The organism is Streptomyces sp. NPDC006510, assembly GCF_040611955.1.
Taxonomy (GTDB): domain Bacteria; phylum Actinomycetota; class Actinomycetes; order Streptomycetales; family Streptomycetaceae; genus Streptomyces.
In genome coordinates, this window is record NZ_JBEXPH010000126.1 from 1 (window position 1) to 25602 (window position 25602).

General features: G+C 70.3%; 21 protein-coding genes and 3 pseudogenes. 12 read left to right on the forward strand and 12 right to left on the reverse strand.

What is annotated here, in order from left to right:
- The 4 genes and pseudogenes from ABZY11_RS29890 to eat all read right to left on the reverse strand — a co-directional run.
- Positions 1-235 (reverse strand): annotated as a pseudogene (locus tag ABZY11_RS29890) (hypothetical protein); the annotation flags it as partial.
- Positions 236-310: 75 nt separating this feature from the next.
- Positions 311-1663 (reverse strand): transglycosylase family protein, encoded by a 1353-nt coding sequence (locus ABZY11_RS29895; RefSeq protein ID WP_356482123.1) that lies wholly within the window; start codon positions 1661-1663, stop codon positions 311-313.
- Positions 1664-1794: 131 nt separating this feature from the next.
- Positions 1795-2517: a gamma-glutamyl-gamma-aminobutyrate hydrolase family protein gene (locus ABZY11_RS29900; protein ID WP_356482124.1), complete on the reverse strand. Its 723-nt coding sequence runs from the start codon at positions 2515-2517 to the stop codon at positions 1795-1797.
- 112 nt (positions 2518-2629) lie between these two features.
- On the reverse strand, positions 2630-4099 hold the full coding sequence (gene eat / locus ABZY11_RS29905; protein ID WP_356482125.1) for an ethanolamine permease: 1470 nt from the start codon (positions 4097-4099) through the stop codon (positions 2630-2632).
- A 267-nt stretch (positions 4100-4366) separates the two neighbouring features.
- On the opposite strand from eat, the gene ABZY11_RS29910 reads away from it, so the two are divergent.
- From ABZY11_RS29910 to ABZY11_RS29920, 3 genes are read left to right on the forward strand one after another with little or no spacing between them, the layout of a single operon-like run.
- Complete coding sequence (locus ABZY11_RS29910) at positions 4367-5731, forward strand: glutamine synthetase family protein (protein ID WP_356482126.1); 1365 nt, start codon at positions 4367-4369, stop codon at positions 5729-5731.
- Between the two features lie 38 nt (positions 5732-5769).
- Positions 5770-7173: an aldehyde dehydrogenase family protein gene (locus ABZY11_RS29915; protein ID WP_356482127.1), complete on the forward strand. Its 1404-nt coding sequence runs from the start codon at positions 5770-5772 to the stop codon at positions 7171-7173.
- Positions 7174-7178: 5 nt separating this feature from the next.
- Positions 7179-7964 carry a 3-oxoacyl-ACP reductase gene (locus ABZY11_RS29920; protein WP_356482128.1) on the forward strand — a complete coding sequence of 262 codons (786 nt, stop codon included), beginning with the start codon at positions 7179-7181 and terminating at the stop codon, positions 7962-7964.
- Between the two features lie 428 nt (positions 7965-8392).
- On the opposite strand, the gene ABZY11_RS29925 is transcribed toward ABZY11_RS29920, so the two are convergent.
- Positions 8393-9001 carry a WHG domain-containing protein gene (locus ABZY11_RS29925; RefSeq protein ID WP_356482129.1) on the reverse strand — a complete coding sequence of 203 codons (609 nt, stop codon included), beginning with the start codon at positions 8999-9001 and terminating at the stop codon, positions 8393-8395.
- Between the two features lie 152 nt (positions 9002-9153).
- On the opposite strand from ABZY11_RS29925, the gene gndA reads away from it, so the two are divergent.
- From gndA to ABZY11_RS29940, 3 genes are all read left to right on the forward strand, one after another.
- Entirely contained in the window at positions 9154-10596 is a 1443-nt protein-coding gene (gene gndA / locus ABZY11_RS29930; protein WP_356482130.1) for an NADP-dependent phosphogluconate dehydrogenase, read from the forward strand.
- A gap of 156 nt (positions 10597-10752) precedes the next feature.
- Complete coding sequence (locus ABZY11_RS29935; RefSeq protein ID WP_356482131.1) at positions 10753-11826, forward strand: Dyp-type peroxidase; 1074 nt, start codon at positions 10753-10755, stop codon at positions 11824-11826.
- Entirely contained in the window at positions 11826-12623 is a 798-nt protein-coding gene (locus ABZY11_RS29940) for a family 1 encapsulin nanocompartment shell protein (RefSeq protein ID WP_356482132.1), read from the forward strand. The genes ABZY11_RS29935 and ABZY11_RS29940 overlap by 1 nt, the downstream gene beginning before the upstream one ends.
- A gap of 4 nt (positions 12624-12627) precedes the next feature.
- Here ABZY11_RS29940 and ABZY11_RS29945 read toward each other — a convergent pair whose 3' ends face one another.
- Positions 12628-14040 (reverse strand): M64 family metallopeptidase, encoded by a 1413-nt coding sequence (locus ABZY11_RS29945; protein WP_356482133.1) that lies wholly within the window; start codon positions 14038-14040, stop codon positions 12628-12630.
- A 204-nt stretch (positions 14041-14244) separates the two neighbouring features.
- Here ABZY11_RS29945 and ABZY11_RS29950 point away from each other — a divergent pair, with 204 nt between their 5' ends.
- Complete coding sequence (locus ABZY11_RS29950; RefSeq protein WP_356482134.1) at positions 14245-15621, forward strand: helix-turn-helix domain-containing protein; 1377 nt, start codon at positions 14245-14247, stop codon at positions 15619-15621.
- Between the two features lie 648 nt (positions 15622-16269).
- Here the strand turns inward: ABZY11_RS29950 and ABZY11_RS29955 are convergent.
- From ABZY11_RS29955 to panD, 3 genes are read right to left on the reverse strand one after another with little or no spacing between them, the layout of a single operon-like run.
- Complete coding sequence (locus tag ABZY11_RS29955; protein WP_356482135.1) at positions 16270-16896, reverse strand: arylsulfatase; 627 nt, start codon at positions 16894-16896, stop codon at positions 16270-16272.
- A gap of 32 nt (positions 16897-16928) precedes the next feature.
- On the reverse strand, positions 16929-17291 hold the full coding sequence (locus ABZY11_RS29960) for a GNAT family N-acetyltransferase (protein WP_356482136.1): 363 nt from the start codon (positions 17289-17291) through the stop codon (positions 16929-16931).
- Between the two features lie 30 nt (positions 17292-17321).
- Complete coding sequence (panD, locus tag ABZY11_RS29965) at positions 17322-17747, reverse strand: aspartate 1-decarboxylase (RefSeq protein ID WP_356482137.1); 426 nt, start codon at positions 17745-17747, stop codon at positions 17322-17324.
- Here panD and ABZY11_RS29970 point away from each other — a divergent pair.
- Entirely contained in the window at positions 17734-18162 is a 429-nt protein-coding gene (locus ABZY11_RS29970; protein WP_356482138.1) for a hypothetical protein, read from the forward strand. The two genes, panD and ABZY11_RS29970, sit on opposite strands and share 14 nt — an antisense overlap.
- A gap of 293 nt (positions 18163-18455) precedes the next feature.
- On the forward strand, positions 18456-18800 hold the full coding sequence (locus ABZY11_RS29975; RefSeq protein WP_356482139.1) for a hypothetical protein: 345 nt from the start codon (positions 18456-18458) through the stop codon (positions 18798-18800).
- A gap of 140 nt (positions 18801-18940) precedes the next feature.
- Here the strand turns inward: ABZY11_RS29975 and ABZY11_RS29980 are convergent, their stop codons facing one another.
- On the reverse strand, positions 18941-19351 hold the full coding sequence (locus tag ABZY11_RS29980; RefSeq protein ID WP_356482140.1) for a GFA family protein: 411 nt from the start codon (positions 19349-19351) through the stop codon (positions 18941-18943).
- A gap of 1195 nt (positions 19352-20546) precedes the next feature.
- Here ABZY11_RS29980 and ABZY11_RS29985 point away from each other — a divergent pair.
- The 3 genes and pseudogenes from ABZY11_RS29985 to ABZY11_RS29995 form a co-directional block, all read left to right on the forward strand.
- Positions 20547-20891, forward strand: a pseudogene (locus tag ABZY11_RS29985) (NUDIX domain-containing protein); the annotation flags it as partial.
- Positions 20892-21567: 676 nt separating this feature from the next.
- On the forward strand, positions 21568-22998 hold the full coding sequence (locus tag ABZY11_RS29990) for a serine/threonine-protein kinase (RefSeq protein ID WP_356482141.1): 1431 nt from the start codon (positions 21568-21570) through the stop codon (positions 22996-22998).
- Positions 22999-23065: 67 nt separating this feature from the next.
- Complete coding sequence (locus ABZY11_RS29995) at positions 23066-23608, forward strand: hypothetical protein (protein ID WP_356482142.1); 543 nt, start codon at positions 23066-23068, stop codon at positions 23606-23608.
- 448 nt (positions 23609-24056) lie between these two features.
- Here the strand turns inward: ABZY11_RS29995 and ABZY11_RS30000 are convergent.
- Positions 24057-24840 (reverse strand): annotated as a pseudogene (locus ABZY11_RS30000) (IS5 family transposase).
- 43 nt (positions 24841-24883) lie between these two features.
- Complete coding sequence (locus ABZY11_RS30005; RefSeq protein ID WP_356482143.1) at positions 24884-25138, reverse strand: DUF6332 family protein; 255 nt, start codon at positions 25136-25138, stop codon at positions 24884-24886.
- Positions 25139-25602 lie beyond the last annotated feature (464 nt).

Consider the following 25602-nt stretch of genomic DNA (forward strand, 5'->3'; position numbering starts at 1 on the left):
CGGCCTGCATCTGTGCGGTCAGCTTCTCGTCCAGCGGGCAGTCGCCGACCACGACGACCTCCAGTGGGACTCCGTGCTTGTCCTCGACCTCGGCGCCTGCCGCTTCGGTACCTGCGCCCGCGACGCCCGCCGGGGCTGTTCCAGGAACGTTCTCCGCGGCTCGTCCGCTGCCCGTGCTGATGCCGCTGAAGTGTCTGGGCCGGGTGGCGTTCGGCCCGGGGCCGTCGCCGTACACCGGCGCCGAGCCGCGGGACTGCTCGACCGCGGGGTCTGCCGAGCCCGATGACGCGGCCGGCCCCCTGCGGCCCGTTCAGACGCTGACGCCGCCCGCCCTGAGGTAGGCCAGCGGGTCGATGTCGGATCCGTAGCCGGGGCCGGTGCGGATCTCGAAGTGCAGGTGCGGGCCCGTGACGTTCCCGGTGGAGCCCGAACGCGCGATCCGCTGGCCCGCGGAGACATTGCGTCCCTCGCGCACGTGCAGCGCGGACAGATGCGCGTACTGGCTGTACTTGCCGTCGCTGTGCCGGATGACGACCTGGTAGCCGTACGCCCCGCCCCAGCCCGCCGAGACGACCGTGCCGGAGGCCACCGCCCGGATCGACGTGCCGGTCGGGACGGGGAAGTCGACCCCGGTGTGATAGCCGCTGGACCAGGAACCGGCCTGGTGGTACGGGGTGCCGATACCGGCCGCGACGGGTGCGACGAGGCCGGAGTGCTGCTCCGTACGCTGCTTCGGCCGGTGGCTCTCGGTCTTCTTCGGGTGCGGCTTCGGCTTCGCGGTGTCGTGGTGGGGCTTCGGCTTGGGCTTTGTGGCGTTGTGGTGCTGCTGCGTGGCCGCTCGTTGCTTCGGTTCGGCGGCCTGGTGGCGCGGCTCTGCCTTCGGGCGCTCCGGTGCGGTGGACTTCCGCGGCTTCGGCTCGGCCTTCGGCTTCGCCTGGGCGGGCGTGCCCGTCCGGGAACCCGTCCTCGGCGACCGGGCCGTGTCCAGGCTCAGGCGCTGCCCGGGAAGGATGAGGTCCGGGTCGTCCCCCACGACCTCGCGGTTCTGCGCGTAGAGGTGCTGCCAGCCGCCCCGGACGTGCTCGGTCGCCGCGATCGCGGAGAGCGAGTCACCGCGTGCCACGGTGTACGACTCACGCTTGCCGGGCACGGTGGTCGGCGTGGCGGGCGCGGACGTCCGCTTCGCCGTCGGCTTGCCGGAAACGGTCTTGCCCGAGGCCGTCTTGCCCTGAACCCGTACCTGACCGGTCCGCTGCGACTGCGGGTTGATGTCGGCGGCGTCCCCGCCGCCGGCCAGCCCCGCCTTCGTCGAGCAGCCCGGCCAGGCGCCCGGCCCCTGCGCTTCGAGCACCTTCTCGGCGATGGAGATCTGCTGGTCCCTGGTGGCCAGATCGGCGCGCGGGGCGTAGACCGTGCCTCCGTATGCCTCCCAGGTCGACCGGGTGAACTGCAGTCCGCCGAAGTAGCCGTTGCCGCTGTTGATGTGCCAGTTGCCGGTCGACTCGCAGGCGGCGACCTTCTCCCACACATCCGTCGACGCGGCACCCGCCGAGGCTGCCACGATGAGCGGGAGCGCGAGGCCCGCACCGCCCGCGGTGACCGTGAGCGAGGCACGGTTGATCCGGCTGGGCTGATATCTGCGGTGCCGTCCGTTCGCGGCCATGACTTGGCTCCCCCACTGGCAGTAGGACACGTCGCAAGCGCCCAACTTATGTGCAGGCAAAGGGCGATGACAAGAGAGCGCCAGGACTCGCCCGTCACGGCCGGGGCAGCGCCCCCGCCCCCGTCCGGCGGTCACGGTACGGGCGCACCCGCCCGGGTGGCGGCGCGGTGCCGGGCCGCCGCGTCCACGAGCGCGGTCATGACCCGGATGTCGTCGCCCATTTCGGGATGCCACTGCACCCCGAGCACCAGGCCGTCGTGGTCGGTGAGTTCCAGCGCCTCCACGGTGCCGTCGGGCGCGTGGGCGCTTGCCGTGAGGCCGGATCCCAGGCGGTCCACGGCCTGGTGGTGATAGGCGGGCACCACGGCCGGTTCGGCGACGGCCGCCGCGTACACCGTGCCGCTCACGGGAGTGACGGTGTGTTCGCCGAAGACGCCGGGGCCGCCGGTGTGCCCGTCCAGGTGCTGGTGCAGGGTGCCGCCGAGAGCGACATTGAGCAGTTGCATGCCCCGGCAGATGCCCAGCAGCGGGACGTGCTGGGTGATCGCCGCCTCGATCAGGGCGAGTTCCCAGGCGTCGCGTTCGCGGGCGGGCGGGCCGGTGCGGGGATCGGGCACCTCGCCGTAGCGGGCCGGTTCGACATCGGCGCCGCCCGCGATCACCACTCCGTCCAGTGCCGCCACGGTCTCCCGGGCCGCGTCGGCGGTGTCGTCGGGCGGCAGCATCACCGCCAGGCCGCCGGCCGCCCGCACCAGACGCGGGTAGGCGGCGGGCAGCAGGGCGGCCGGCATGTCCCACACGCCCCACCGGGCCGGTTGCTGATAGGTGCTGATGCCGATGACGGGCCGGGCCATGGGCCCCTCCTCTGATTCGTTCGCTGCTCGGTCGTGGTGCGGCCCCTGCCGCGTACGGGCGTGGCAGGGATGGGTTGGGCGTCCGTACAACGCCGGTGCGTAGCGGGCCCGTTCAGTCCCGCGACAGTTCGGCCTCGGCCGCCGCCAGGGCGGCGAACTCCTCCTCCGGGGCGTTCGCGACGAGGCGGTGCCGGCTGTAGAAGGCGAAGTAGGCCAGCGCCACCACGTACACGCCGAGAGCGATGAACGCCGCGTCGCGGTCCACCAGGAAGGTCGCCACCAGTGCCGAGCATGCCAGTACGAATGCCACGGCCGAGGTGAGCGCGCCGCCGGGCGTGCGGTAGGGCCGTTCGAGGTGCGGTTCGCGCCGGCGCAGCACGATGTGGGAGAGCGCCATCAGCGCGTAGCTGATGGTGGCGCCGAAGACGGCGACGTTCAGCATCCGGCCGCCGTTGCCGATCCAGGCGGCGAGCGTGAAGCCGATCGCGCCGGGGATCAGCAGGCCGAGGTAGGGGGACTTGCGGCGGTTGGTCAGTGACAGGAAGCGCGGCAGGTAGCCGGCCCGGGAGAGTGCGAAAAGCTGGCGGGATCCGGCGAAGATCAGCGAGAAGAACGAGGCCACCAGGCCCGCCAGGCCCGCGTAGTTGACGAAGCGGCTCAGGCCGGTGGGGCCGCCCTTGCCCTCCAGAGCGACCACGAGTGGGTTGCCCGCCTCCTGGATGGCCCTGGCGCCCTGGGCTCCGGTGGCGGAGAGGAAGGTGAGCACCGCGAGCCCCACCAGCACGGTCAGCGAGATGGCCAGCGCCCTCGGCATCGACCTGACCGGGTCCTTGGCCTCCTCGGCGGCGAGCGGCACGCCCTCGACTCCCAGGAAGAACCACATGCCGAAGGGGAAGGCGGCCCAGATGCCGAGCAGTCCGAAGGGCAGCCAGGACGAGGAGCCGAACGCGCCGGTGTCCACCGGGATGTCGTTGAGGCGGTGCGCGTCGAAGTCGGTGAACGCGCCGATGGCGAAGACCAGCAGAGCGGCCACGGCGACGGCCGTCACGACCAGGCTGAACCTCAGCGCCTCACCGACACCCCAGAGGTGGATCCCGATGAAGACGGCGAAGCAGGCGAGATGGACGGGCCAGCCGGAGGTGAGCCCGAACAGGCCGAGGGATTCGACGTAGTCACCGATGAACAGCGAGATGGCGGCGGGGGCGAGGATGTACTCGATGAGGATGGCCGTGCCGGTCAGGAAGCCGCCCCAGGTGCCCAGGGCGCGGCGCGCGAAGCCGTAGCCGCCGCCCGCGGTGGGCAGGATGGCGGAGAGTTCCGCCAGCGCGAAGACCAGGCACGCGTACATCAGACCCATCAGCACGGTGGCCGCGGCGAGTCCTCCGAAGCCGCCCTTGGAGAGGCCGATATTCCAGCCGGAGTAGTCACCGGACACGACATAGGCGACGCCGAGTCCGGTCAGCAGGAGCCAGCCCGCGCTGCCCCGGCGCAGGGTGCGACGGTGCAGGTACTCGTCCGTGCCGGTCACCGCGCCGACCGTGTTGCCGGGTGGGCTGGTGGGTGTGTCGGTTCCCTGGGCCATGGGCGCTCCAGATGTCGGTCGACGGCGCTGCGTCGAGGCGTGGGAGGCGAGGGGGCGCATAAAAGGTTCGTCGGCACACCTTTGTGGAACACCAGCGGAAACACAAGGGGCACGCGTTAAACAGTGGTTACGGATGCGTGCCTCACTCATGCCGGGCGCGCCGGGCGGCCTTTCGAAGGCGATTCGCCACCGCTGGCCGGTCCCTCTTCCCAAGCAATGGTTCCCTGCCATACCTTATGGACCTCGGTGCACCCAAGGAGGAATCCCGTGGCAGACCGCACACCACCGCTCGCCGTCGAGGAGCTCCGCTCACTCGTGGCGAGCGGGTCCATCGACACCGTCGTCCTGGCCTTTCCCGATATGCAGGGCCGGCTCCAGGGCAAGCGGTTCGCCGCCGGGTTCTTCCTCGACGAGGTTCTGGAGCACGGTACCGAGGGCTGCAACTATCTGCTGGCCGTCGACACCGACATGAACACCGTCGACGGCTATGCGATGTCCTCCTGGGAGCGCGGTTACGGCGACTTCGCCATGCTCCCGGACCTCGCCACCCTGCGGCTCCTGCCCTGGCACGAGGGCACCGCACTGCTCGTCGCCGACCTCGCCTGGAACGACGGCAGCCCGGTCGTCGCCGCGCCGCGCCAGGTCCTGCGCCGGCAGCTGGACCGGCTGGCCGGGCTCGGCTACCGGGCCCAGGTCGGCACGGAGCTGGAGTTCATCGTCTTCAAGGACAGCTACGAACAGGCCTGGGACCGCGGCTACCACGGGCTGACCCCGGCCAATCAGTACAACATCGACTACTCCATCCTCGGCACCGGCCGCGTCGAACCCCTGCTGCGCCGCATCCGCAACGAGATGCAGGCGGCCGGGCTGACCGTCGAGTCGGCCAAGGGCGAGTGCAACCTCGGCCAGCACGAGATCGCCTTCCGCTACGACGAGGCACTGGTCACCTGCGACCAGCACGCGATCTACAAGACGGGTGCCAAGGAGATCGCCGCGCAGGAGGGCGTCTCGCTCACCTTCATGGCCAAGTACGACGAGCGCGAAGGAAACTCCTGTCACATCCACCTCTCGCTCACCGACGCCAACGGTGACAACGCGATGGCGGGTGACGGCACGGACGGCATGTCGGACCTGATGCGGCACTTCCTCGCCGGACAGCTCGCTGCCCTGCGTGACTTCTCCCTGCTGTACGCGCCGAACATCAACTCCTACAAGCGGTTCCAGCCCGGGTCGTTCGCGCCTACCGCCGTCGCCTGGGGCCACGACAACCGCACCTGCTCGCTGCGCGTGGTGGGCCACGGCCGTTCCCGCCGCTTCGAGAACCGGCTGCCCGGCGGCGACGTCAATCCGTATCTCGCCACCGCCGGACTGGTCGCCGCGGGACTGTACGGCGTGAAGCACGAGCTGACGCTGCCCGAGGTCTGCACGGGCAACGCCTACACCTCCGAGTACGAGCAGGTGCCGACCACCCTGCGCGAGGCCGCCGACCTGTGGGAGGCCAGCCCCATCGCCAAGGAGGCGTTCGGCGAGGAGGTCGTCGCGCACTACCTCAACATGGCGCGTGTCGAACTCGCCGCCTACGACGCCGCCGTGACCGACTGGGAGCTGCGACGCTCCTTCGAGCGCCTGTGACCTCCGCCCCGTCCCTCACTCCCGATCGAGGCCCGTACGTGTCCCACCAGCCCGCACCGCACAGCCTGGACGTCCTGAACCCGGCCACCGCCGAGGTCATCGCCACCGTCCCCGCCACCGACGCCGCCGCCGTCGACGCGGCCGTCGCCCGCGCCGCGACCGCCCAGCGCGTCTGGGCCGCGGCGGCACCCGCCGACCGCGCCCGGCTGCTCCGCCGGTTCGCCGCCGTCGTCGACGAACACATCGAGGAACTGGCCCTGCTGGAGGTCCGCGAGGCCGGTCACACCATTGGCAACGCCCGCTGGGAGGCGGGCAATGTGCGCGACCTCCTCGACTACTGCGCGGGCGGTGTCGAACGCCTGCTCGGCCGACAGATCCCGGTCGCCGGCGGCATCGACTTCACCCTCCTGGAACCACTCGGCGTCATCGGCGTCATCGCCCCCTGGAACTTCCCGATGCCGATCGCCGCCTGGGGCGCGGCTCCGGCACTCGCCGCCGGTAACGCCGTCCTGCTCAAACCCGCCGAGACCACACCGCTGACCGCGCTGCGCCTGGCGGAGCTGGCCCTGGAGGCCGGGCTGCCCGGCGGGCTGTTCCAGGTGCTGCCGGGCGAGGGGCCGGTGGCCGGCAGCGCGCTGGTGGAGCACCCCGGCGTGGCCAAGATCGTCTTCACCGGTTCCACCCGGACCGGCAAGCACATCATGATCCGCTGTGCCGAACGTGTGAAGCGCCTCACCCTGGAACTCGGCGGCAAGAGCCCGAACGTGGTCTTCGCCGACGCCGACCTGGAGGCCGCGGCGGCCGCCGCTCCGATGTCCTTCCTGGACAACGCCGGCCAGGACTGCTGCGCCCGGACCCGCATCCTGGTCGAGCGCTCGGTCCACGATCGCTTCCTCGATCTGCTGGCGCCGGCCGTCGCCGCCGTGGTGGTCGGCGATCCGTCGGACGAGAAGACCCAGATGGGCCCGCTCGTCTCGGCCGTCCAGCGGGACCGGGTACGGGGCTTCGTGGACGGCCTCGGCGAGCGCGGCGCACCGGACGGCGTACGGACGATCCTCGGCTCGGCGCCCGACGGCCCCGGGTTCTGGTACCCGCCGACCGTCCTCGCCGGGGTGTCGCCGGACGCCCCGGTGGCCGTCGACGAGGTGTTCGGGCCGGTCGCCGTGGTGCTGCCCTTCGATGACGAGGCGGACGCCGTACGGCTGGCGAACGCCACGGAATACGGTCTGGCCGGATCGATCTGGACGCGTGACGTCGCCCGTGCGCTGCGGGTCGGCCAGGGCCTGCGGGCCGGGAACCTCTCGGTCAACTCGCACTCCAGCGTCCGCTACTCCACACCCTTCGGCGGTTACAAACAGTCCGGACTGGGCCGCGAACTCGGTCCCGACGCACTCGCCGCCTTCACCGAAACCAAGAACGTCTTCATCAGCACGGAGGCCTGAGCACCATGACCGACACCACCGCTGTCTGCCGCCGCCTGGTCGGCCGCACCGCCGTAGTCACCGGAGCCGGAAGCGGCATCGGGCTGGCCACCGCACGGCGTCTGGCCGCCGAGGGCGCGCACGTCGTCTGCGCCGATGTGGACGAGGAGCACGGCAAGGCCGCCGCCGAGGAGGTCGACGGCCTCTTCGTACGTACCGACGTCACGGACGCCGAGCAGGTGGAGGCCTTGTTCAAGGCCTCGTTCGACACATACGGCTCGGTCGACATCGCCTTCAACAACGCGGGCATCTCGCCGCCCGAGGACGACTCCATCCTGGAGACCGGACTCGAAGCCTGGCGCCGGGTGCAGGAGGTCAACCTCACCTCCGTCTATCTGTGCTGCAAGGCCGCCATCCCGTACATGCGCCGCCAGGGCAAGGGCTCCATCATCAACACGGCCTCGTTCGTGGCCCGGATGGGCGCCGCCACCTCGCAGATCTCCTACACCGCCTCCAAGGGCGGCGTCCTGGCCATGTCGCGCGAACTCGGTGTGCAGTTCGCCCGGGAGGGCATCCGGGTCAACGCGCTGTGCCCCGGGCCGGTCAACACCCCGCTGCTCCAGGAACTGTTCGCCAAGGACCCGGAGCGGGCCGCGCGCAGGCTGGTGCACATCCCGGTCGGCCGGTTCGCCGAGCCCACCGAAATGGCCGCCGCCGTGGCCTTCCTGGCCAGCGACGACTCCTCCTTCGTCAACGCCACCGACTTCCTGGTGGACGGCGGAATCTCCGGCGCCTACGTCACACCGCTCTAGACCGTGTGCGGATGTGGGACGGGACGCGGCCGTCCCGTCCCACATCCGCGACGACCGCCCGCGCCTCAGGAGGTTCCCCAGCGTGCCCGGACTCCGTCCCGCACCCGGCTCTCCCGGCGCTCCGCCGCCCGGACGGCCACCATCGCACTCGCGCTCGCGACGGCACTGACCACCGTCACCGCGCCCGCCCGGGCCCTTCGTCGTTGTGACCTCGAAGCCGGCGTGGCGCTCGGCATGGTCATGCATCAGACCTTTGACAGAAGGGTTAGGTGGATCATTACCAACTCACCGGCCTGACGGCGAACCCAAAGGTGTCATAGAGGATGTTTGCGAGATGGCAGCCCGGCCCGAAGCACCGACCGCGGCTCGGACCCGCACCCCCGCGCCCCACTCCCCCGCGACGCCCGGTGCGCCCCGGCACCGTGCGGTCAGCCGTGGCCGCCCTCTCCCGCGCTCGCTCCCTCGCCCGTGGCGGACGACCAGTTCTCCAGCAGGAAATGCAGGGCCTCGACGGACCGCTCCCAGGACGCCTGCACGTCGCGGGGCGCACCGAAGCCGCCGCTCGCCTCCAGGGCGCAGTAGCCGTGGAAGGTGCTGCGCAACAGCCGCACCGCGTCCGTGAGATCGGGCTCGGCCAGGCCGTAGGCGCGCAGCATCGCGCCTGTGGTCTCGATGGTGCGGTGGTACGCGGACGACTGGGCGACGACCTCGGGATCGACCCGCATCTGCGTCGCCTCGTACCGTCCCGGGCGCTCCAGCGCGAAGGCCCGGTAGGCGTCGGCGAAGGCGACCAGGGCGTCCTTCCCGGCCCGGCCCGCCACGGTGGCGCCGATCCGGTCGATGAACTCTCCGGCGGCCAGCAGCGCGACCCGGGTCCGCAGGTCGTGCAGATTCCTGACGTGCGAATACAGGCTGGCGTCCTTGACCCCGAAGCCGCGGGCCAGCGCGGAGATCGTGACCTTGTCGAAGCCGATGGAGTCGGCCAGATCGGCCGCCGCCCCCACCACACGTTCGGTCGTGAGACCCACGCGAACCATCCGCCACCTCCATCGAAAAGCCTAGGACATCTAGGTGGATTACTAATCTACACAGGTACATCCATCCGGACGACGCCGAACAGGCTGATTCCCGCACCCCGTATCCATACTGAAGATCCCGGCATCCCCGAGACAGATTGCAGAGCACACAGATGAGCGGCACTGCGCAGATCGGCGTCACAGGGCTCGCGGTCATGGGCCGCAACCTCGCGCGCAACATCGCCCGCAACGGATTCACGGTCGCGGTGCACAACCGGACGACCGCGAAGACGGACGCCCTGGTCGAGGAGTTCGGCGACGAGGGCTCCTTCGTACCCGCGCGCACACCGCAGGAGTTCGTCGCGGCGTTGGAGCCTCCGCGCAGGCTCGTCATCATGGTGAAGGCGGGCGATCCCACCGATGCCGTGATCCAGGAGTTCGCCCCGCTCCTCGAAGAGGGCGACGTCATCATCGACGGCGGCAACGCCCACTTCGAGGACACCCGCCGGCGGGAGAAGGAGCTGCGCGAGCGCGGGATCCACTTCGTCGGCGTCGGCATCTCGGGAGGCGAGGAAGGCGCGCTGCACGGGCCGAGCATCATGCCGGGCGGGTCCTCCCGGTCGTACGAATCACTGGGGCCGTTGCTGGAGAAGATCGCCGCCCGGGCGAAGGACGGCACTCCCTGCACCACCCATATCGGTCCCGACGGGGCCGGGCACTTCGTGAAGATGGTCCACAACGGCATCGAATACGCGGACATGCAGCTGATCGCGGAGGCGTACGATCTGCTGCGGGCCGTGGCGGGCTACTCCCCCGCGAAGATCGCCGAGACGTTCCGCAGCTGGAACACCGGCCGCCTCGACTCGTATCTGATCGAGATCACGGCGGAGGTCCTCTCCCACACCGACGCGGCCACCGGGAAACCCTTCGTGGACATCGTGCAGGACCGGGCCGAGCAGAAGGGCACGGGCCGCTGGACGGTGCAGATCGCGCTGGATCTGGGGGTGCCGGTCTCGGGGATCGCGGAAGCCGTCTTCGCCCGTTCGCTGTCCGGGCACGCCGATCTGCGCGAGGCGGCGCGGGACCTGGCGGGTCCGTCGGCGTCCCCGCTCGGCGAGGAGGCGGCCACGGCCTTCGCCGGCCGGGTGGAGCAGGCGCTGTATGCGTCCAAGATCGTCTCGTACACGCAGGGGTTCCACCAGATCCGGGCGGGCAGCGAGGCGTACGACTGGAACATCGACCTCGGTGCGGTGGCGGCGATCTGGCGGTCCGGATGCATCATCCGGGCCGCGTTCCTGGACCGGATCAGGGCGGCCTACGACGCCCGTCCCGACCTGCCGGGTCTGTTGTCCGACCGGCAGTTCGCCGAGGAGATCGGCGCGGCCCAGGACGACTGGCGCTCGGTGGTCGCCGAAGCGGTGCGGCAGGGGGTGCCGACACCGGGCTTCGCCGCCGCGCTCTCGTACTACGACGGTCTGCGCGCCGACCGGCTGCCCGCGGCGCTCACCCAGGGGCAGCGCGACTTCTTCGGCGCGCACACCTACCGTCGTACGGACCGCGAGGGCTCCTTCCACACGCTCTGGGGCGGCGACCGGTCGGAGGTCGCGGTGGGCTGACGCGAGGGCAGTGGGGCGGACCGCCTTCGTGCTCGCCCGGCCGGGTCGCCCGGGGTGCGATGTCGCCGCAGCTGTGCGTAAGTAGCAGCGAGCCCGCTTTCCGCCCGCACCACGAGCCCGTTGCCGTGTCCCGCCGTTGCCCCAGGGAGCCCCCGTATGCCCGACGCCACCGCGGAACCGGCCGCGGCCCAGCCCGTCGTCGCGCCGCTGACCAGTGCCGCGCTGATCCTGGTCGCCACGATCGAGCCCGGTGGCGAGCCCGCCGTACGCGAGGTGCTGCCGGATCTCGCGGCCTTCGCCCGTTCCATCGGATTCCGGTTCCCCGACGCCGGCCTGGCCTGTGTGACCGGTTTCGGTTCCGGGGCCTGGGACCGGCTGTTCGCCGGGCCGCGGCCGGCCCGGCTCCACCCGTTCCAGGAACTGCACGGCGCGCAGCACCACGCGCCCGCCACTCCGGGGGATCTGCTGTTCCACATCCGGGCCGAGCGGATGGACGTGTGTTTCGCATGGGCGGCCCGGCTGCTCGACCGTCTCGGCGGGGCGGTGACCGTCGTCGACGAGACGCAGGGGTTCCGCTACTTCGACCACCGTGATCTGCTCGGATTCGTCGACGGCACGGAGAACCCGGTGGGGGCGGACGCGCGGTCGGCGGCCCTGGTCGGCCCCGAGGATCCCCCGTTCGCGGGCGGCAGTTACGTCATCGTGCAGAAGTATCTGCACGACCTCGCGTCCTGGAACGCGCTGAGCACCGAGGAGCAGGAGCGGGTCATCGGCCGTACGAAGCTCGACGACATCGAGCTCGCCGACGACGTCAAACCAGCCGACTCGCACGTCGCCCTCAACACGATCACCGACCCGGACGGCACCGAGCGCGACATCCTGCGGGCCAATATGCCGTTCGGCAGCTTCGGACAGGGCGAGTTCGGCACGTACTTCATCGGTTACGCCGCCGATCCGGGGGTGACCGAGCAGATGCTCCGCAACATGTTCCTCGGCAGTCCGCCCGGCACGCACGACCGCATTCTCGACTTCTCGACCGCGGTCACCGGCACGCTCTTCCACACCCCGAGCGCCGACTTCCTCGACGCCCCGCCGCCCTCGCCCTCGCCCGCCGGGTCCGGTGCCCTGCCGGAGCCCGCGTCCGCGCCGGTGGCGGCCAAGGCCCCGGTCCCGGCCGGTCCGGCCGGGGGTTCGCTGCACATCGGCAGCCTGCAGGAAAGTGCCCAGTGATGAACAATCTCCACCGCGAACTCGCCCCGGTCACGGAAGCCGCCTGGGACCAGATCGAAGAAGAGGCCCGGCGCACCTTCAGCCGCCATGTGGCGGGCCGCCGGGTCGTCGATGTCACCGGCCCGGACGGCCCCGAACTGGCGGCCATCGGCGACGGTCATCTGCGCGACATCGATCCGCCCACTCCGGACGTCATCGCCCGGGCCCGCACCTCGGTGCCGGTCATCGAGTGGCGCGTGCCGTTCACGGTGACCCGGTCGGCCGTGGACGATGTCGAGCGCGGTTCGGACGACAGCGACTGGCAGCCAGTCAAGGACGCCGCCCGCACCTGTGCGTTCGCGGAGGACATGTCGATCATCGACGGGTACGCGGCGGCCGGGATCACCGGGCTCCGGGACGGCTCCTCGCACTCGCCGCTGGCGCTGCCCGCCGATGCCCGGGACTATCCGGCCACCGTCAGCCAGGCACTGACCCAGCTGCGACTGGCCGGTGTCGACGGGCCGTACCGGCTGCTGCTGGGCGCCGACGCCTTCACCGAGGCCACCGAGACCTCCGACCACGGTTACCCGGTCGCCACCCACCTGGCCCGGCTGCTCGACGACCAGATCCTGTGGGCGCCCGCCGTCAAGGGCGGTGTGCTGCTGTCCTCCCGCGGCGGCGACTTCGAACTGTGTCTGGGCCAGGACCTGTCGATCGGCTATCAGGACCACGACGCGACCAGCGTCCGGCTCTACTTCCATCAGGCGTTCACCTTCCGGATGCTGACGCCCGAGGCCGTGGTCCCGATCATCGCCTGAGGAGCTACCCCCTGTGCCCGGTCGCCCTGACGTGCCAGGTCAGGGTGTCGGTGGCCAGCGCGCGGACGGCGGGGTCACGGATGGCGTCCGTACGGTCCACGGCCTCGGCGGTCACCCGGTGGCCGCGGCCGTCCGCACGGACGCCGAGCGCTGCAGGGACGACGGAGGTACGCCCCCGGGCCGACACCTGCTCGACGCCGTCCACGTACCAGCGCAGATCGGTCCTGGCGAGAGTGGTGTCGGTGCCGGGCCGGTGCGGGTGAGCGCCGGCGCCGGTGGTCCCGAGGTCCGCCGGACTCACGGCGATCCGCCGGCCCGGTCCGATGGTGTCGCCGGTGTCGACGGTGCTGCTCAGCGCGTTGCCCGCGCGGTAGAACCCGGCGATCATCGCCTCGCGCCCCGGCAGGTTGAATTCGGTGTTGCTCAGCTCCCGCATGATCGAGGACGCGGTGGGGCGGTGGAGCCCGAGCGGGTAGTAGGCGCTGCCCTCGTACGTACCGACCGTGCCGCCCGCCGGGTCGGTCCGGCCCAGCCAGCGGTACCACTTGGCCTGCTTCTCGGTGAGCTGCGCGGGCGTGTAGGTGGTGGAGTTGATCCCGCCCGGCTCGCCGCCGGTCCAGGTCCCGTACTCGGCGTAGGTGTACTCGTCGTCCAGCAGGCCGACCGAGTGCCCTATCTCATGGGCGGCGATCAGGCTGGACGAGGCGTGGTCGGAGGAGAGGGTGGAGACCCCGTTGAAGGAGTGGCCCTCGGCCTGGAGGCCGGAGTAGCCCGCGCCTCCGTACTTGGTGGAGTTGGCGATGACGACCACGAGGTCGGCGGCCGGGGCCTTGGCGGCGTACGCGGCCACCTTGTCGATGTCGGTGCAGATCAGCCGCTCGATGTCGGAGCACCAGAAGTAGCTGCCGAGCGCGGTGTCCTTGACGGTGTCGGCGCCGGGGTCGCCGCTGATGCCGGACTCGTTGGAGACCGCGTCGACGGTCCACACATTGAACAGGCCCTGGTAGCTCCGGTAGGGCTCCAGAGCGGTGATGTCGGCCCACTTGGCGGTGGCGTCGGCGTGGAAGTCGTCCTGCTGGCCCGCCGTGTAGCCGTCGCCGATGATCACGACGTCCAGGCGGTCGTCGGACGGACCGGTCACCGCCTGTTCGCCCACCGTGCCGTCGACAGCGGCCTCGGCCGCGCTCAGCGGGGCGGCGGTCTTCCCCTTCCGTACGGGGGTGTTGGCCGGGACCTCGACGGTCCGGCCCGAGCCACCGGGTTCGGGGAAGTACTCGGCGGCGACGCGTCGGCCACCGTCGGTACCCGTGGGGGCGGCCGATGCCGGTGCGGTGGCGGCGGTCACAGCCAGGAGGCCGGCGAGAGCGAGCCCCGCCATGGCTCCTGCCGTTCGGCGCGCGTGGGGGCGTATGCGCATGGACAACTCCTTCGGGTCCGGTGGGACTTCCGGGGCACGACAATCATGTAACCCATGAGTTAAGTCGACTTAATGCGATGATTAACCTAGAGGTGTGCGGACCTCCGAACAAGGCCCGGACGCGCGGTGGTTGAGGTTCACAACCGGGCATTTACGATGCATGGACCGCATTTCGAAGCGGGGCGAGGCAGAAGGGGCGGCGCGATGGACGAGAGGCGTTCGGCGGGACGGGGCGCGGGACCGGACGACGATCCCGGCGCCGTCGGCCGCCGCGTCCAACGACTGCGTAATGAAAGGGGCCTGACGCAGCGACAGCTGGCGGAACCCGCCTACACCCCCGCCTACATCTCCACCCTGGAGGCGGGCCGGGTACGCCCGTCGGAGGCGGCCGTACGCCACCTCGCGGACCGGCTCGGCGTCACGTACGAGGAGCTGGCGACGGGCCGCCCCGCCCATCTCGCGACCGGCCTGCGGATGAGACTCGTCGAGGCCCAGCGGACACTGGCCACCGGCGCCGCCGAGGATGCCGCCGTCGCGTACGCCGGTCTGCTCGCCGAGGCCGGCCGGCACGGGCTCGACGACGAACGCGCCACCGCCCTGCTCGGTCTCGGCCACTGCGCACTGGAGACGGGCGATCTGCCCACGGCCCGCGAGCACTTCGAGGCCGCGGAGAAACTGCTGGCCGACGCTCCGCTGCCGCGGCGCGCCCCGGCCGTCCGGGGCCGAGCGGTCGCCCACCTCCTGGCGGGCGAACTCCGGTACGCCTGCTACCTGCTGGAGAGCGCCATCGACGAGCTCAACACCTCGGGCCTCCAGGACCCCGGCGCGCTACTGCTGCTCCACACGGCCGCGATCGCCCCGTACATGGACATGGGCGCCCACGCCCGCGCCGCCCAGGCGGGTGAGCTGGCGCTGGCCCTCGCACCGCGGGTGTCCGATCCGGAGCTGGTGGCCGGACTCCACCGCAGCGTCGCCCGTACGCTCATAGCGGCGGGCCGCACCACGGAGGCGGATGCCTCGCTCGCCAGGGCGGCCGAGATCTACCAGCAGCTCCAGATCCGTACGGAGCTCGCACACTGCCACTGGATGCGCGGCTACGTGCGCGCACAGGACGGCGATCTGTCCGGTGCCGAGACCGAACTGCGCGCCGCCCGCGACATGCTGGCATCGAAGCGCGCCGCCCTGTACACGGCCCAGGTCGAGGTGGAGCTGGCCGATGTGCTGCGTCGGCAAGGCAAGACCGCCGAGGCCCAGGAGTTGCTGCACCGGCTCCTCGGCGAACTGCACCCGGACCGGGGCTCGGTCCATGCGGGCGGCGCGCATCGGCTGCTCGGTCTGATCCACGAGGAACGGGACGAACTCGAATCCGCCGAGGAGCACTACGTCACCGCGCTGGCCCTGCTGGAACGAGCGGGTGCCGCAGGTGACCTCGCGGACATCTGCCGACTGCTGGGCGATCTGCTGCGGCGCGTGGGCCGGACCGAGGCGGCGATGGACGCGTACCGGACCGGGCTCGGCCATCGGTCCTCCCCGGGCACCACCACCCTGGGACCGTCACCGGTCCGCCCGCCCACCACCTGATCCCGGCCGGGCGGAACCGGTTCAACAGCGCCGCTCCCCGGATCGTCCTCACGGCTGCGGGACCGCATCGAACCAAGGGCTGTCCGGTAATCCCTGGCGGGCGTGCGACGACAGCTATTTCCCCAAGCTCTCGGCTGCGCTTGAGCAGGGGAGGCCCCACTCCTCGCCGCGTTGTCGGGACGCCCGAATACATCCAGTATTCGGGCGTCCCTCCGCCTTGCTATGCACCGCATCCGACGCCGCACGCCGGTCCGCCGGGTATTAAGGGACAGCCCTTGGCCGGGCGCACCCGGCCGCGGCCGTCCGGACGCCATCATCCGGGCGCCGTCATCCGGCCCGCTGGGGCGACGGCTCCGGCACCGGCTCGGGGCGCGGTTCGGGCGGCTTCGGGATCGGATCCGGCGACGGGCCGGGCGGGACGGGGCCGGGCGGCGGAGGCGGCGGCTCCGGCAGCGGCGACGGCGGCCCGGGCATCGGCCCGGGGGTGGGCGCCGGCGGCACCGGGTCGGGGTACGGATTCGTCATCGGGGGCCTCCGAACGGTTCGGGTGGATCTGCTTCCACCGTCTCCCGGAGCGGCTGCCCGCGCCTGGTGAATCCGTGCGCACGGGTTCCGGATGAACTGCCGGGGTCCGGGAACCGTGCGGGGTCAGCGTGCGGCGGCGGCCGCAGCGGCGAGACCCGGCCCGGGGCTGGAGAGCACCGGAATGCGGGTGACCGTACGGGTGACCGCGTCGGCCATGGACGCCTGCGCCAGCACGATCACATCGGCGTCCGTGACCGCATCGGCCGCGGCCGCCACGAGATCCAGGTACCCATCATGGTCTCCGGCCTCGAAGCGCGCCCAGGCACCGTCCACCACGACGGTACGCACGTCCACGGGCCGGTCCCCCGCCTCTTCGGCGAGCAGCGCGAGGGTCGGTGCCAGGGTGCCGGTGATCGACGCGAGAACCACCACGCGCTCCCGCGCCGCGGCGGCTGCCGCCATCGGACGGTCGACGCGCAGCACGGGAACACCGAGCGTCGCCGACTCCGCCTCGGCGACGGCGCCGATCGTCGAACAGGTGCAGAGCACCGCGCGGGCACCGTCCGCGACGGCGCCCGCGAGCAGGGCCCGGATCTCCCCCGACACCGCTTCGGGGCCCGATTCCCTGGCCCTGGCGAGCAGGTCCTCGTGCACGAGATGGCGCAGGGCGAGCCCGGGATGGCCGGCGTCCCGGAGCGCGTCGAAGACCGGCACGTGGACCGGGGAGGTGTGCAGCAGGGCGAGTGTCATCGGCCAAACGGTACCGCCCCGGCCGACGTGGGTCAGTACAGCTCGGGGCGGGACTTGAGTTGCGTCTTCGCCTGTTCCACCAGTTCGGCCGGGGCCTCGGGGGCCAGGTCGGGGTGGCGCACCGCCCACTTCGCGGCGTACGGGCAGAGCGGCACGACGGGGACACCCTCGCGGGCCGCCATGGCGTAGAACTCCTGGACGAGGGCGCCCGCGATGCCCTTGCCCTCGTGACCGGGTTCGACGACCGTGTGCACGGCGACGAGTGCGGCGGGGTCGCCGTCCATCACGAAGTACGCGATGACTCCGGCGGCCTGGCCGTTCTCGTACGCGAGCAGATTGCCGCTCGCCCGGTCGTCGCGGATGTCGAGTTCGATCCGCTCGGTCTGTTCTGCCATGACGGTGCTCCCTGAAGTGGTCGGACCGGATCAGCGCGCCGCGGAAACTGCGTGCGGGCTCCGTCCGGTGGCGGTGCCGGGCACGGGCGCGGAGGCGTCGGCGCCGAGCGCGACGATACGGTTCCCGGCGTCGACGTGCACGATGCGCGGGGCCAGATCGCGCGCCCCGGCGTCGTCGACCTGGGCGTAGCTGATCAGGATGACCAGGTCACCGGGGTGGACGAGGTGGGCGGCGGCGCCGTTGATGCCGATGACACCGGAGCCGCGCTCACCCTCGATGACGTACGTCTCCAAACGGGCGCCGTTGTCGATGTCGACGATGTGCACCAGCTCGCCGGGCAGCAGATCCGCCGCCTCCATCAGCTCGGCGTCGACGGTGACGGAACCGACGTAGTGCAGGTCGGCCTGGGTGACTGTGGCACGGTGGATCTTGGACTTGAGCATGGTGCGCATCATCGAGGTGCTCCTGGATCTAGGCTCCCTGCCTGCGTTTTTGCAGGTCAAGGGCGGTTCCCCATCCTACAACGAGTCGCATGTCCGGGCAGCGTTCCCCAGGTTTTTCAGGACCCATGCTGACCACTTGCCGACTTTTCTGACACAACGTCAGGCGATTGCAGGGCTTCACCCGCTCTCCTGGCCCCACCGCAACGACTGCACAAGCCTACGCAGCCCCGCCGAGCGGTGCCTCCGTCCCGCTGCCCCGGGCAACTTCGCCTGGCAGGAAGGGAGCTCGTACGCGTTACCCGAGATCGACGACATCTGCCTGGTGACCACCGGCGACGCATTCCACTGGATCGCGCCCGCGCCGGGCATCGCCGTGCACCCGTCGGCGAACGCCCGCTCGTGGGCCCGGATCGCGCGTCAGACGTAGTTTCCGTGGGCGCTGCGGCTGGCGGACTCAGCCGAGCAGTGTGAGTTACCGCGGCCGAGTCGACCACAGCGTCGCTCCCGGAGAAGCCCGGTGATGAAGATGCCCGAGCAGGGCCGTCTTTCGCGGCCACCAAGTCCGCGTGTGCCGGGAAGCGGGCCGATTCCGGGGCGGCGGGCGGGAACGCGCCTGCTGCCCGGGACGTCTCCACGGTAACTGCCGGTCTCGACCCCGCGCAGTGGATCCGCATATCCGGGGGCCGAGTCCCGGCAGGTGAATGGCATCCCGCCGAGGACGTGCCCGACCTGTGGTGGGCGGCGCCCCCGCCGAGCTCGCACACATCTCTCCCGAGCCTCAAGGAGCAGGACCGCCTCGGCTACCGCGCCAAGCCTCTCCCCCGCTTCGCCGCCTTCTTCCGCGACCGCACGGCAGAAGACCTCCAAGCCGCGGACGATCTCGCTCTGACGTTCCAACAGATCCACGGCGTGGGCCCGTACGCGGCGACGGTCACGCCCTCCCATGCCTCCGGTGACCCCGAGGCCTTCGGCCTGGATGTATGGAACCGCAAGATCCTCGCCCTACGGCTGCTCGGCGCCGACGCCCCCGCACCAGAAGCCGTCACCCCGCCGCCTGCACGCTGACGGTGCACCCGGCCTGCAGCAGACCAATGGCTCTACTGCCACCGTCCGGACGCCTGCCTCGCTCCCTGCGGACGGACAGACCACCGGCCTGTCCGTCCGCAAAACAGTGCCTTTGGGATCCATCCTCACCATCCGGGGATTCAGGACGGCGGCAGGGTGCAGGGGATGGGCGGAAGCCACGTGGGGGTGTTGTGGCGGAAGCTGTGCCCGACGGGGATGATCTCGGAGCCGTTGTCCAGGGCCGAGAGGCAGATCCCGAGGTACTCCTCACCGTCGGCCGCCGCCCCGAGCGGCGTGCTGCACACGGGGCAGGACCAGCGCTCCATCGTGGGCCAGGACCGGTACGAGCGGGGTGTCCCGGGCCCGGTCCAACTGAAGGCGGTCCGGCGGAACCCGACCCAGGCCATGAGCGGGCCGCCGGACAGGCGGGAGCAGTGGGGGCAGGCGCATACGTGGGGGTCGTAGGGCTCCCCGGTCGCCTCGAAGCGGATGTGTCCGCACAGGCAGCCGCCGGTGGACACCTCCTGGGTGGGTGTGTCGTCGTTCGGCATGGGGGCTCCTTGCGGTCGCGGCAGGGTCCTTGTGTGCGTCGACTCGCCGCAAGCGGGCGGGGCGGCGGGCGGAGTCCGGGGCGTCCGAGTGCGCCTCGGGGTCGGCAGCCTGGCACGCCGGTTCCGCAGCCGTGGTGCGGCCGCGCAGAATCGGGCCATTGCCGCCCCCGTGACGCCGCGCGGAGCCCACTGGAGCGGCTCAGTCGCTGCACGGGGCGGCAAGGGTTTCAGGTTGGCCGGAAACCCGCGGCGGATGCGGCCGAAGGGGTGACCATCCATCGAACGGAGACGTTTCAAACGCCCCGCCCCCGCGCGACCGGCGTGAATCGCGGTATTCGCACAGACATCCAGGATTCCCCTCGTCGTCACCCGTTACGGCGAGCCGCGGGGCCGTTCTTGGAGCACCCGTGCCATTCGATGACCTGATGGACACGATGACTTCTCTTCCCGCCTCCGTGGACAAGCCCCTCGGTTTCGAACGATTGCGGCCCGCCCCTGCCCATCCCGCCACTGGTGCGCAGCGAGTTGGCGTGTCCGCCCGCTGCTCGGCACGGCCGGATACGGGGTGGGCAGCCGACCGGCTCCAGACCCGCCGGTCACCGGGGGACGTGCACGCCGGGCCGCCGGCTGTCCGGCGGAAGGCCGACGGTGAGAGCGCGCAGGAAGCAGGAGCGGGGTGCCGTCTCGCGAGCCGAGCAAGAGCTCTACGGGGCCGACTCCGGTGGGACCGGAGCTACGTGCGCTACGAAGGCGCGCTGACTCGGCTCGTTGTCCGAAGCCCTGTCGGACGCGCTCGGCCGTCGCCCCCCCCGTTCACTCTCAATGACCTGTGACGGGAAATCCTTTATCCCGTTTCTCGTACGAGGAAGTCATTCCTGAACTGCGTCACAGAGGGCATCGGGTGCAAGCATCAGGCGAAATACCAATGGCGGGTTTCACATCGTCTCCACTCCGAGGGAGTCCCTCTCTCCTGCTACCGCGGAACGGAAGGTTTACCGCCTTTACCGGCCCGGCCTTTCCAGCATGAAATATCCCAACTACTCCCATCCCGTGATCTCCGCAGACCAAGCGCAGGAGCTGCTTACCGGTGACCCACGCCGCGCACACTCCTACTTCGAGCGCGATGATCTGCTGCCACGCCTTCCCCTCAGTAGCCCCAGGTTGCAGAACCTCCCCGTTCCGAGCGCTGCGAAGCATGCTCCAAACGCCAACCAACTCCCCACGCCCAGGCGGTATTTCCTTGAACGCGTCCACTTCGTCTCAGCCCGCAAGCACTGCCGTCCTGATCGTCAACGGCCGCGGAGAGTACCTCCTTCACCTGAGGGATGCACACAAACCGATCCGCGACCCCGGTACCTGGTCCCTGGTCGGCGGCGGGCCCGAGCCCGGCGAGACTCTGGACGAAGCGATCGCCCGCGAGATCCTTGAGGAGACGGGGCTCGTCCTCTCCGGTACCACCCCCTGCACGACCGTGCAGACCCACGGCCCGCACGTCACCGAGGGGAAGATCCAGGTCTGTGCGGGCCGCTGGGACGGCACCGCCCAAGACCTGCCCGTCATCGAAGGGATCATGTTCGCCTGGTTCGACATCGCCACCATGGAACAGCTGTCGATGTGCTGGTGGGCTCATGAGGTGATCAAGGCCCACCACACCGAGCACCCCGATCCACCGCTGCCTGGGCCACGGGACGACACCGGTTCAGGACAGGGCGGGCGCGGTGAAGAACATGATCGGCGCGCACCTGTTCCTGGAACGCGACGGTCGTACTCTCCTCGGTCTGCGTCACCCGGATGTGGAGTTCGCGGACGGCGAGTGGCATGCCCTGGCCGTTCATTAGGCAAGTCAGTTGTCGGGATCGATGCTGTCGGATCAATGATCGGGCCCTGTCCCTGCGATGGCGGGGAAGGAGCCTGGGATATTCGCTTGCCCGACTCGCCGCTGTGTCGCGACAGGGACTTCGTTGTCTGGTCGAGCACTGCGCTCTGTCCGGGCCGTTCGAACGCGCTCAGCCCGTCGTCACCAACTGAAGGTGAGGCGTGCGTCGGGGCGGGTGAGCTGGGCGCCGGGTCCGAGCTGGTCGTTGGGGGCGGGGCGGCCGGCAGTCGCCTCGTGGATTCGGCGGGCATGACCATTGTCGCTCCCGGGTGTGTATCCCCGCGCTTACAATGTGGCGTCGATAACGGGCGGTGTCGGATCTCGGGGCGGGGCTGAGAATTTGGCGACGGAGATTGCACCTGGCACGGTCATCGCCGACCGGTATGAACTGGTCGAGCGGCTGGGCCGCGGAGGCATGGGTGAGGTGTGGCAGGCCCGGGACCTGAGCCTGAACGTCGATGTGGCCGTCAAGTCCATCCGGATGAACGCGCAGGACACCACCGAGCCGCGGCGCTCCGTCCTCGCCTACGCCCGCAAGGAGGCGCAGCACGCCGCCGCGCTGCGCGACCATCCGAACATCGTTGCCGTCCATGACGTGGTGGAGCACGAGGGGCTGCCGTGGACGGTGATGCGGCTTGTGCGGGGGCGGTCGGTTGCCGAGCTGCTGGCCGCCGAACCCGACGGACTCGCCGTCGAGTTGATAGAGAACGTCGCCCGGGGTGTGCTCGCCGCACTCGCGGCGGCGCACGAGGCCGGCATCGCCCATCGTGACATCAAGCCGGCGAACATCATGGTCACCGACGGCGGCGACGTTCTCGTCACGGACTTCGGCATCGCCAAGCACCAGGCCGACACCAGGATCACCACGACGGGGGCGGTCGTCGGCACGGCCGCGTATGTCGCCCCGGAGCGGCTGAAAGGCGTGGAGAGCCCGGCGGGGGACCTGTGGTCATTGGGCGTGACCCTGTATCACGCGGCCACCGGGGTCTCCCCGTTCGACCGGGCCACGATCTTGTCGACGATCCATGCCGTCACCCACGAGGAGCCCGCCGAGCCGGAGCGCGCCGGCCGTCTGGCCCCGGTCGTCATGGCATTGCTGGACAAGGACCCGGAGGCGCGGCCCGGTATCGATGCCGTGCTGCGCATGCTGGACGGCGCGCCGGCGCCCGGGAAGACGAAGCTGCTGCCGACGACGGAGACCGGCCCGCGGCTCCCCTGGCTCAGGCCGGTGCTGTCGTTGATCGGCGTCGCGGCGGCCGGGCTGCTGGCTTTCGCCATCGCCTCGCAGTTCCGCGGGCAGGACCACCCGTCCGACAAGGCGGCACCGTCGACGGCGAGTACGGCGGACACCAGGGCCTCGTCGCCCGCACCCTCCCCGACTCCCACCCCCTCGGCCTCCAGAAGCCTCACCCCGGGGCCGGATGCGAGTGCGTGCACCGCCGCGGTGAACACCGCCGGCAACGCCCTGCAGCTCTCGGGTATCGCGCTGAGCGATCCCAACCGTTCGAAGGCCGACAGGGCGCATGATGGCAGCGCGGCCCTGCGCGACGGGGCCGACCAGATCTCGGAACTGGCCGACCACGCAACGGTGCCGGCGGTCAAGGCGAAGCTGCGGAACCTGGCTGGTGATCTGAACACCCAGGCCGCCGGACTCGACGCCCAGCTCCCCGGAATCGAGGACGGCCGCCTCGTCAGCACCAAGGCCACCGACCTCGCGATGAAGCAGATGAAGAAGGACGTGGGGGATTTGAAGGGCCTCTGCTGGAAGTGAGGCGTTCGCGGTCCGTGGGCCCGCCGTCCATGTCGTTGATCTCGTAGGCACACAGGTAAGGGTGGAAATGACGCAACAGAAGAAGCTCGGCCTGATCGTCACTGGTGTGGCCGCCGCGGTGGCGATCGGCGTGGGGGTGACCATAGGGCTCAGCGGCGGGGACGAGAAGGGGGACGGCGACAGCGGGAAGCCGGCCGCGAAGGGGCCTGCCTACTGCACGGGCGGCGCCGGGAGCTGGGATGAGCGTACGGGCATGTGCGGCATCAACCATGTGGCCGGGTGCCAGCACTCGAAACAGATGATGGATCTCAACATCAAGCTGGTCGAGGAGAACCCCATCGGGTCCTCCGGGTATGGCGGCGACACTCCCGTGATTCCGTTACTGAAGCAGCTGAAGACGCTGACCGACAAGGAGCTGGATCAGCCGCACATCCCCGCACCGATCAAGTCCGCCCTGCGGCAGGAGGCCGCCGACCTGGAGAAGGAGATGGACCTCTACCAGTCGAAGGGGGACTGGGTGAAGGTCGACCAGGACCGCGGCCTGAAACACAGCACGAACATGGCCTGCATCAACTTTGTGGCCGACCTGGCGGGCAAGCCCCGTAGCTGAGTGGCCGGTTGACCCGGGTGGCGGCGTCGATGATGCCATCTCCACCCGGGTCTTCGGTGGTTCTCAGGCGGCTCCTTCGGCACGCTCCCGTACACCGTTACCCAAAGAAGAACACTCCTGGCCGCGGCCGCTGACGCGTCAGTCCTACCCGCACGCGACGGCAGACGCCGGTATCATCCTGGACGACCTCGCTGACTGCGAGCGAGGTCTCCTGCAGGCCGCCGCCCTCGCCGACGAATTTCTACAGACCTACGGCCATCCCGAGACCGGGCTCATCACACGCGCCGGGAAACTCAACCCCCTCGGTTTCTCGGAGCGCACCTCGGGGGCCCTCACCATGCTGGTCACAGCAGCGCGGTCTGCTGTGACCAGCATGGTGAGGCCGTTGGTCCGGAGATTGGCGTCCCGGGCGCAAGCCTGGGCGTCCGGCTCTGGCTTCGAAGTCATCTCATTTGGCGTGTCTGCGGTGGCAGATGAGGGTGCAGGCGATGCTGGTGAACGCCAGGAAGTGCTCGGCCTTGCGTTCGTAGCGGCGGTGGAGCCGGCGAGCCAGGCCATGGTGCGTTCGATGGTCCACTGGTGCAGCCGCTGGGAAGTCTCGATGCCCTTGCGGGCGATCCGGTGCCGGATTCCGCGTCGCGAGAGCCATTGCCGAAGGTGGCGGTAGTCGTAGCCCTTGTCGGCGTGGAGCTTGCCGGGTCGGCGCCGGCGAGGGCCTCGGCGGGAGCGGATCGGAGATATGCCCTTCACAAGTGGGATCAGGGCCTGGCTGTCGTGGACGTTGGCGCCGGAGATTGCGACAGACAGGGGCAGACCAGTCCGCTCGGTGATCAGATGGATCTTCGACCCGTACTTGCCCCGGTCGACAGGATTCGGACCCGTCAGGTCCCCCTTTTCAGAGCCCGCATGTTCACCGAGTCGATCGCGCACCTCGACCAGTCCAGCTCACCGCGGGAGCCGAGTTCGTCGAGGACCAGACGATGCAGCTTCGCCCATACTCTGGCCTCCGACCACTCAGCGAACCGGCGGTGCGCCGTAGCCCCGGACGGCCCGAACGACGCGGCGGGCAGCTGCTGCCACGTGCACCCAGAGGTTGCCACGAACACGATCGCCGCCAGCACCTCACGGTCGCCATGCCGACGCCGACCGCCACCCTGAGGCCGCGAGGGTGCCTCCGGCACCACACGCTGGAACAACTCCCACAACTCATCCGGCACCAGCCGCTGAACAATCCCCACGCCGGCAGGCTACCGACCCCAAGGAGGAGGCCCGCAGTCAGTGACCTCTACGGCGCTGCGCGTCGAACCGACGCAGCACCCGCACCAGACGCCACACTCCGGCCGCCGCTCCGAGCAGCGCACCCCCCACCAACGCGCCCTTCCCCGCTGGACCAGAGACGCCAAAAGCTAGTGCGAGAGCCAGAGCGACGGCAAAGACCGCCGCAGCCAGCACGACGGCAGTCACCAGAGCAAAAACGATCTCCACCGTCATTGCGTCCTTTTCCCACCGCGACTCACGCCCCATATCCATGCTGCAAGTCTCACATCACGGTCAAGCCATTGCACCTGGACCGAACAACACCTGGCTCTCACCCATCGAGGCACACTAACCAATTGAGATGACTTCTTAGGCGCGACGCCGTCTATGCACGCCCGGCCTATCGGTAGCCGGCTCGGCGAGCGAGTGGAGAGACTCCTCTGAAACGGCCTGTGGGCACTCCCCGCCCCGCCGGGAGCCTTCCGAGGCCAAGGTGCCGTCCTGCCGGTGGCTACCAGAGTGAGTGCCGGTAGTCCTGGAGCCGGTCGGTCAGGATCTACCCTTCGGGGTCAGGACGTCAGGCTGGTGTTTCCTCAACGTTCGACCCTGCCCGGTCACCGATGTTCCCCAGGGCCGCGTTAGTACTCCAGTCTGGTTTCGCGATGCTGGTAGACCCGGCTGGGAACGCGTACGGCCACCGCGTGATCATCGGGGGTTGTGTGGACTCCTGAAGATCG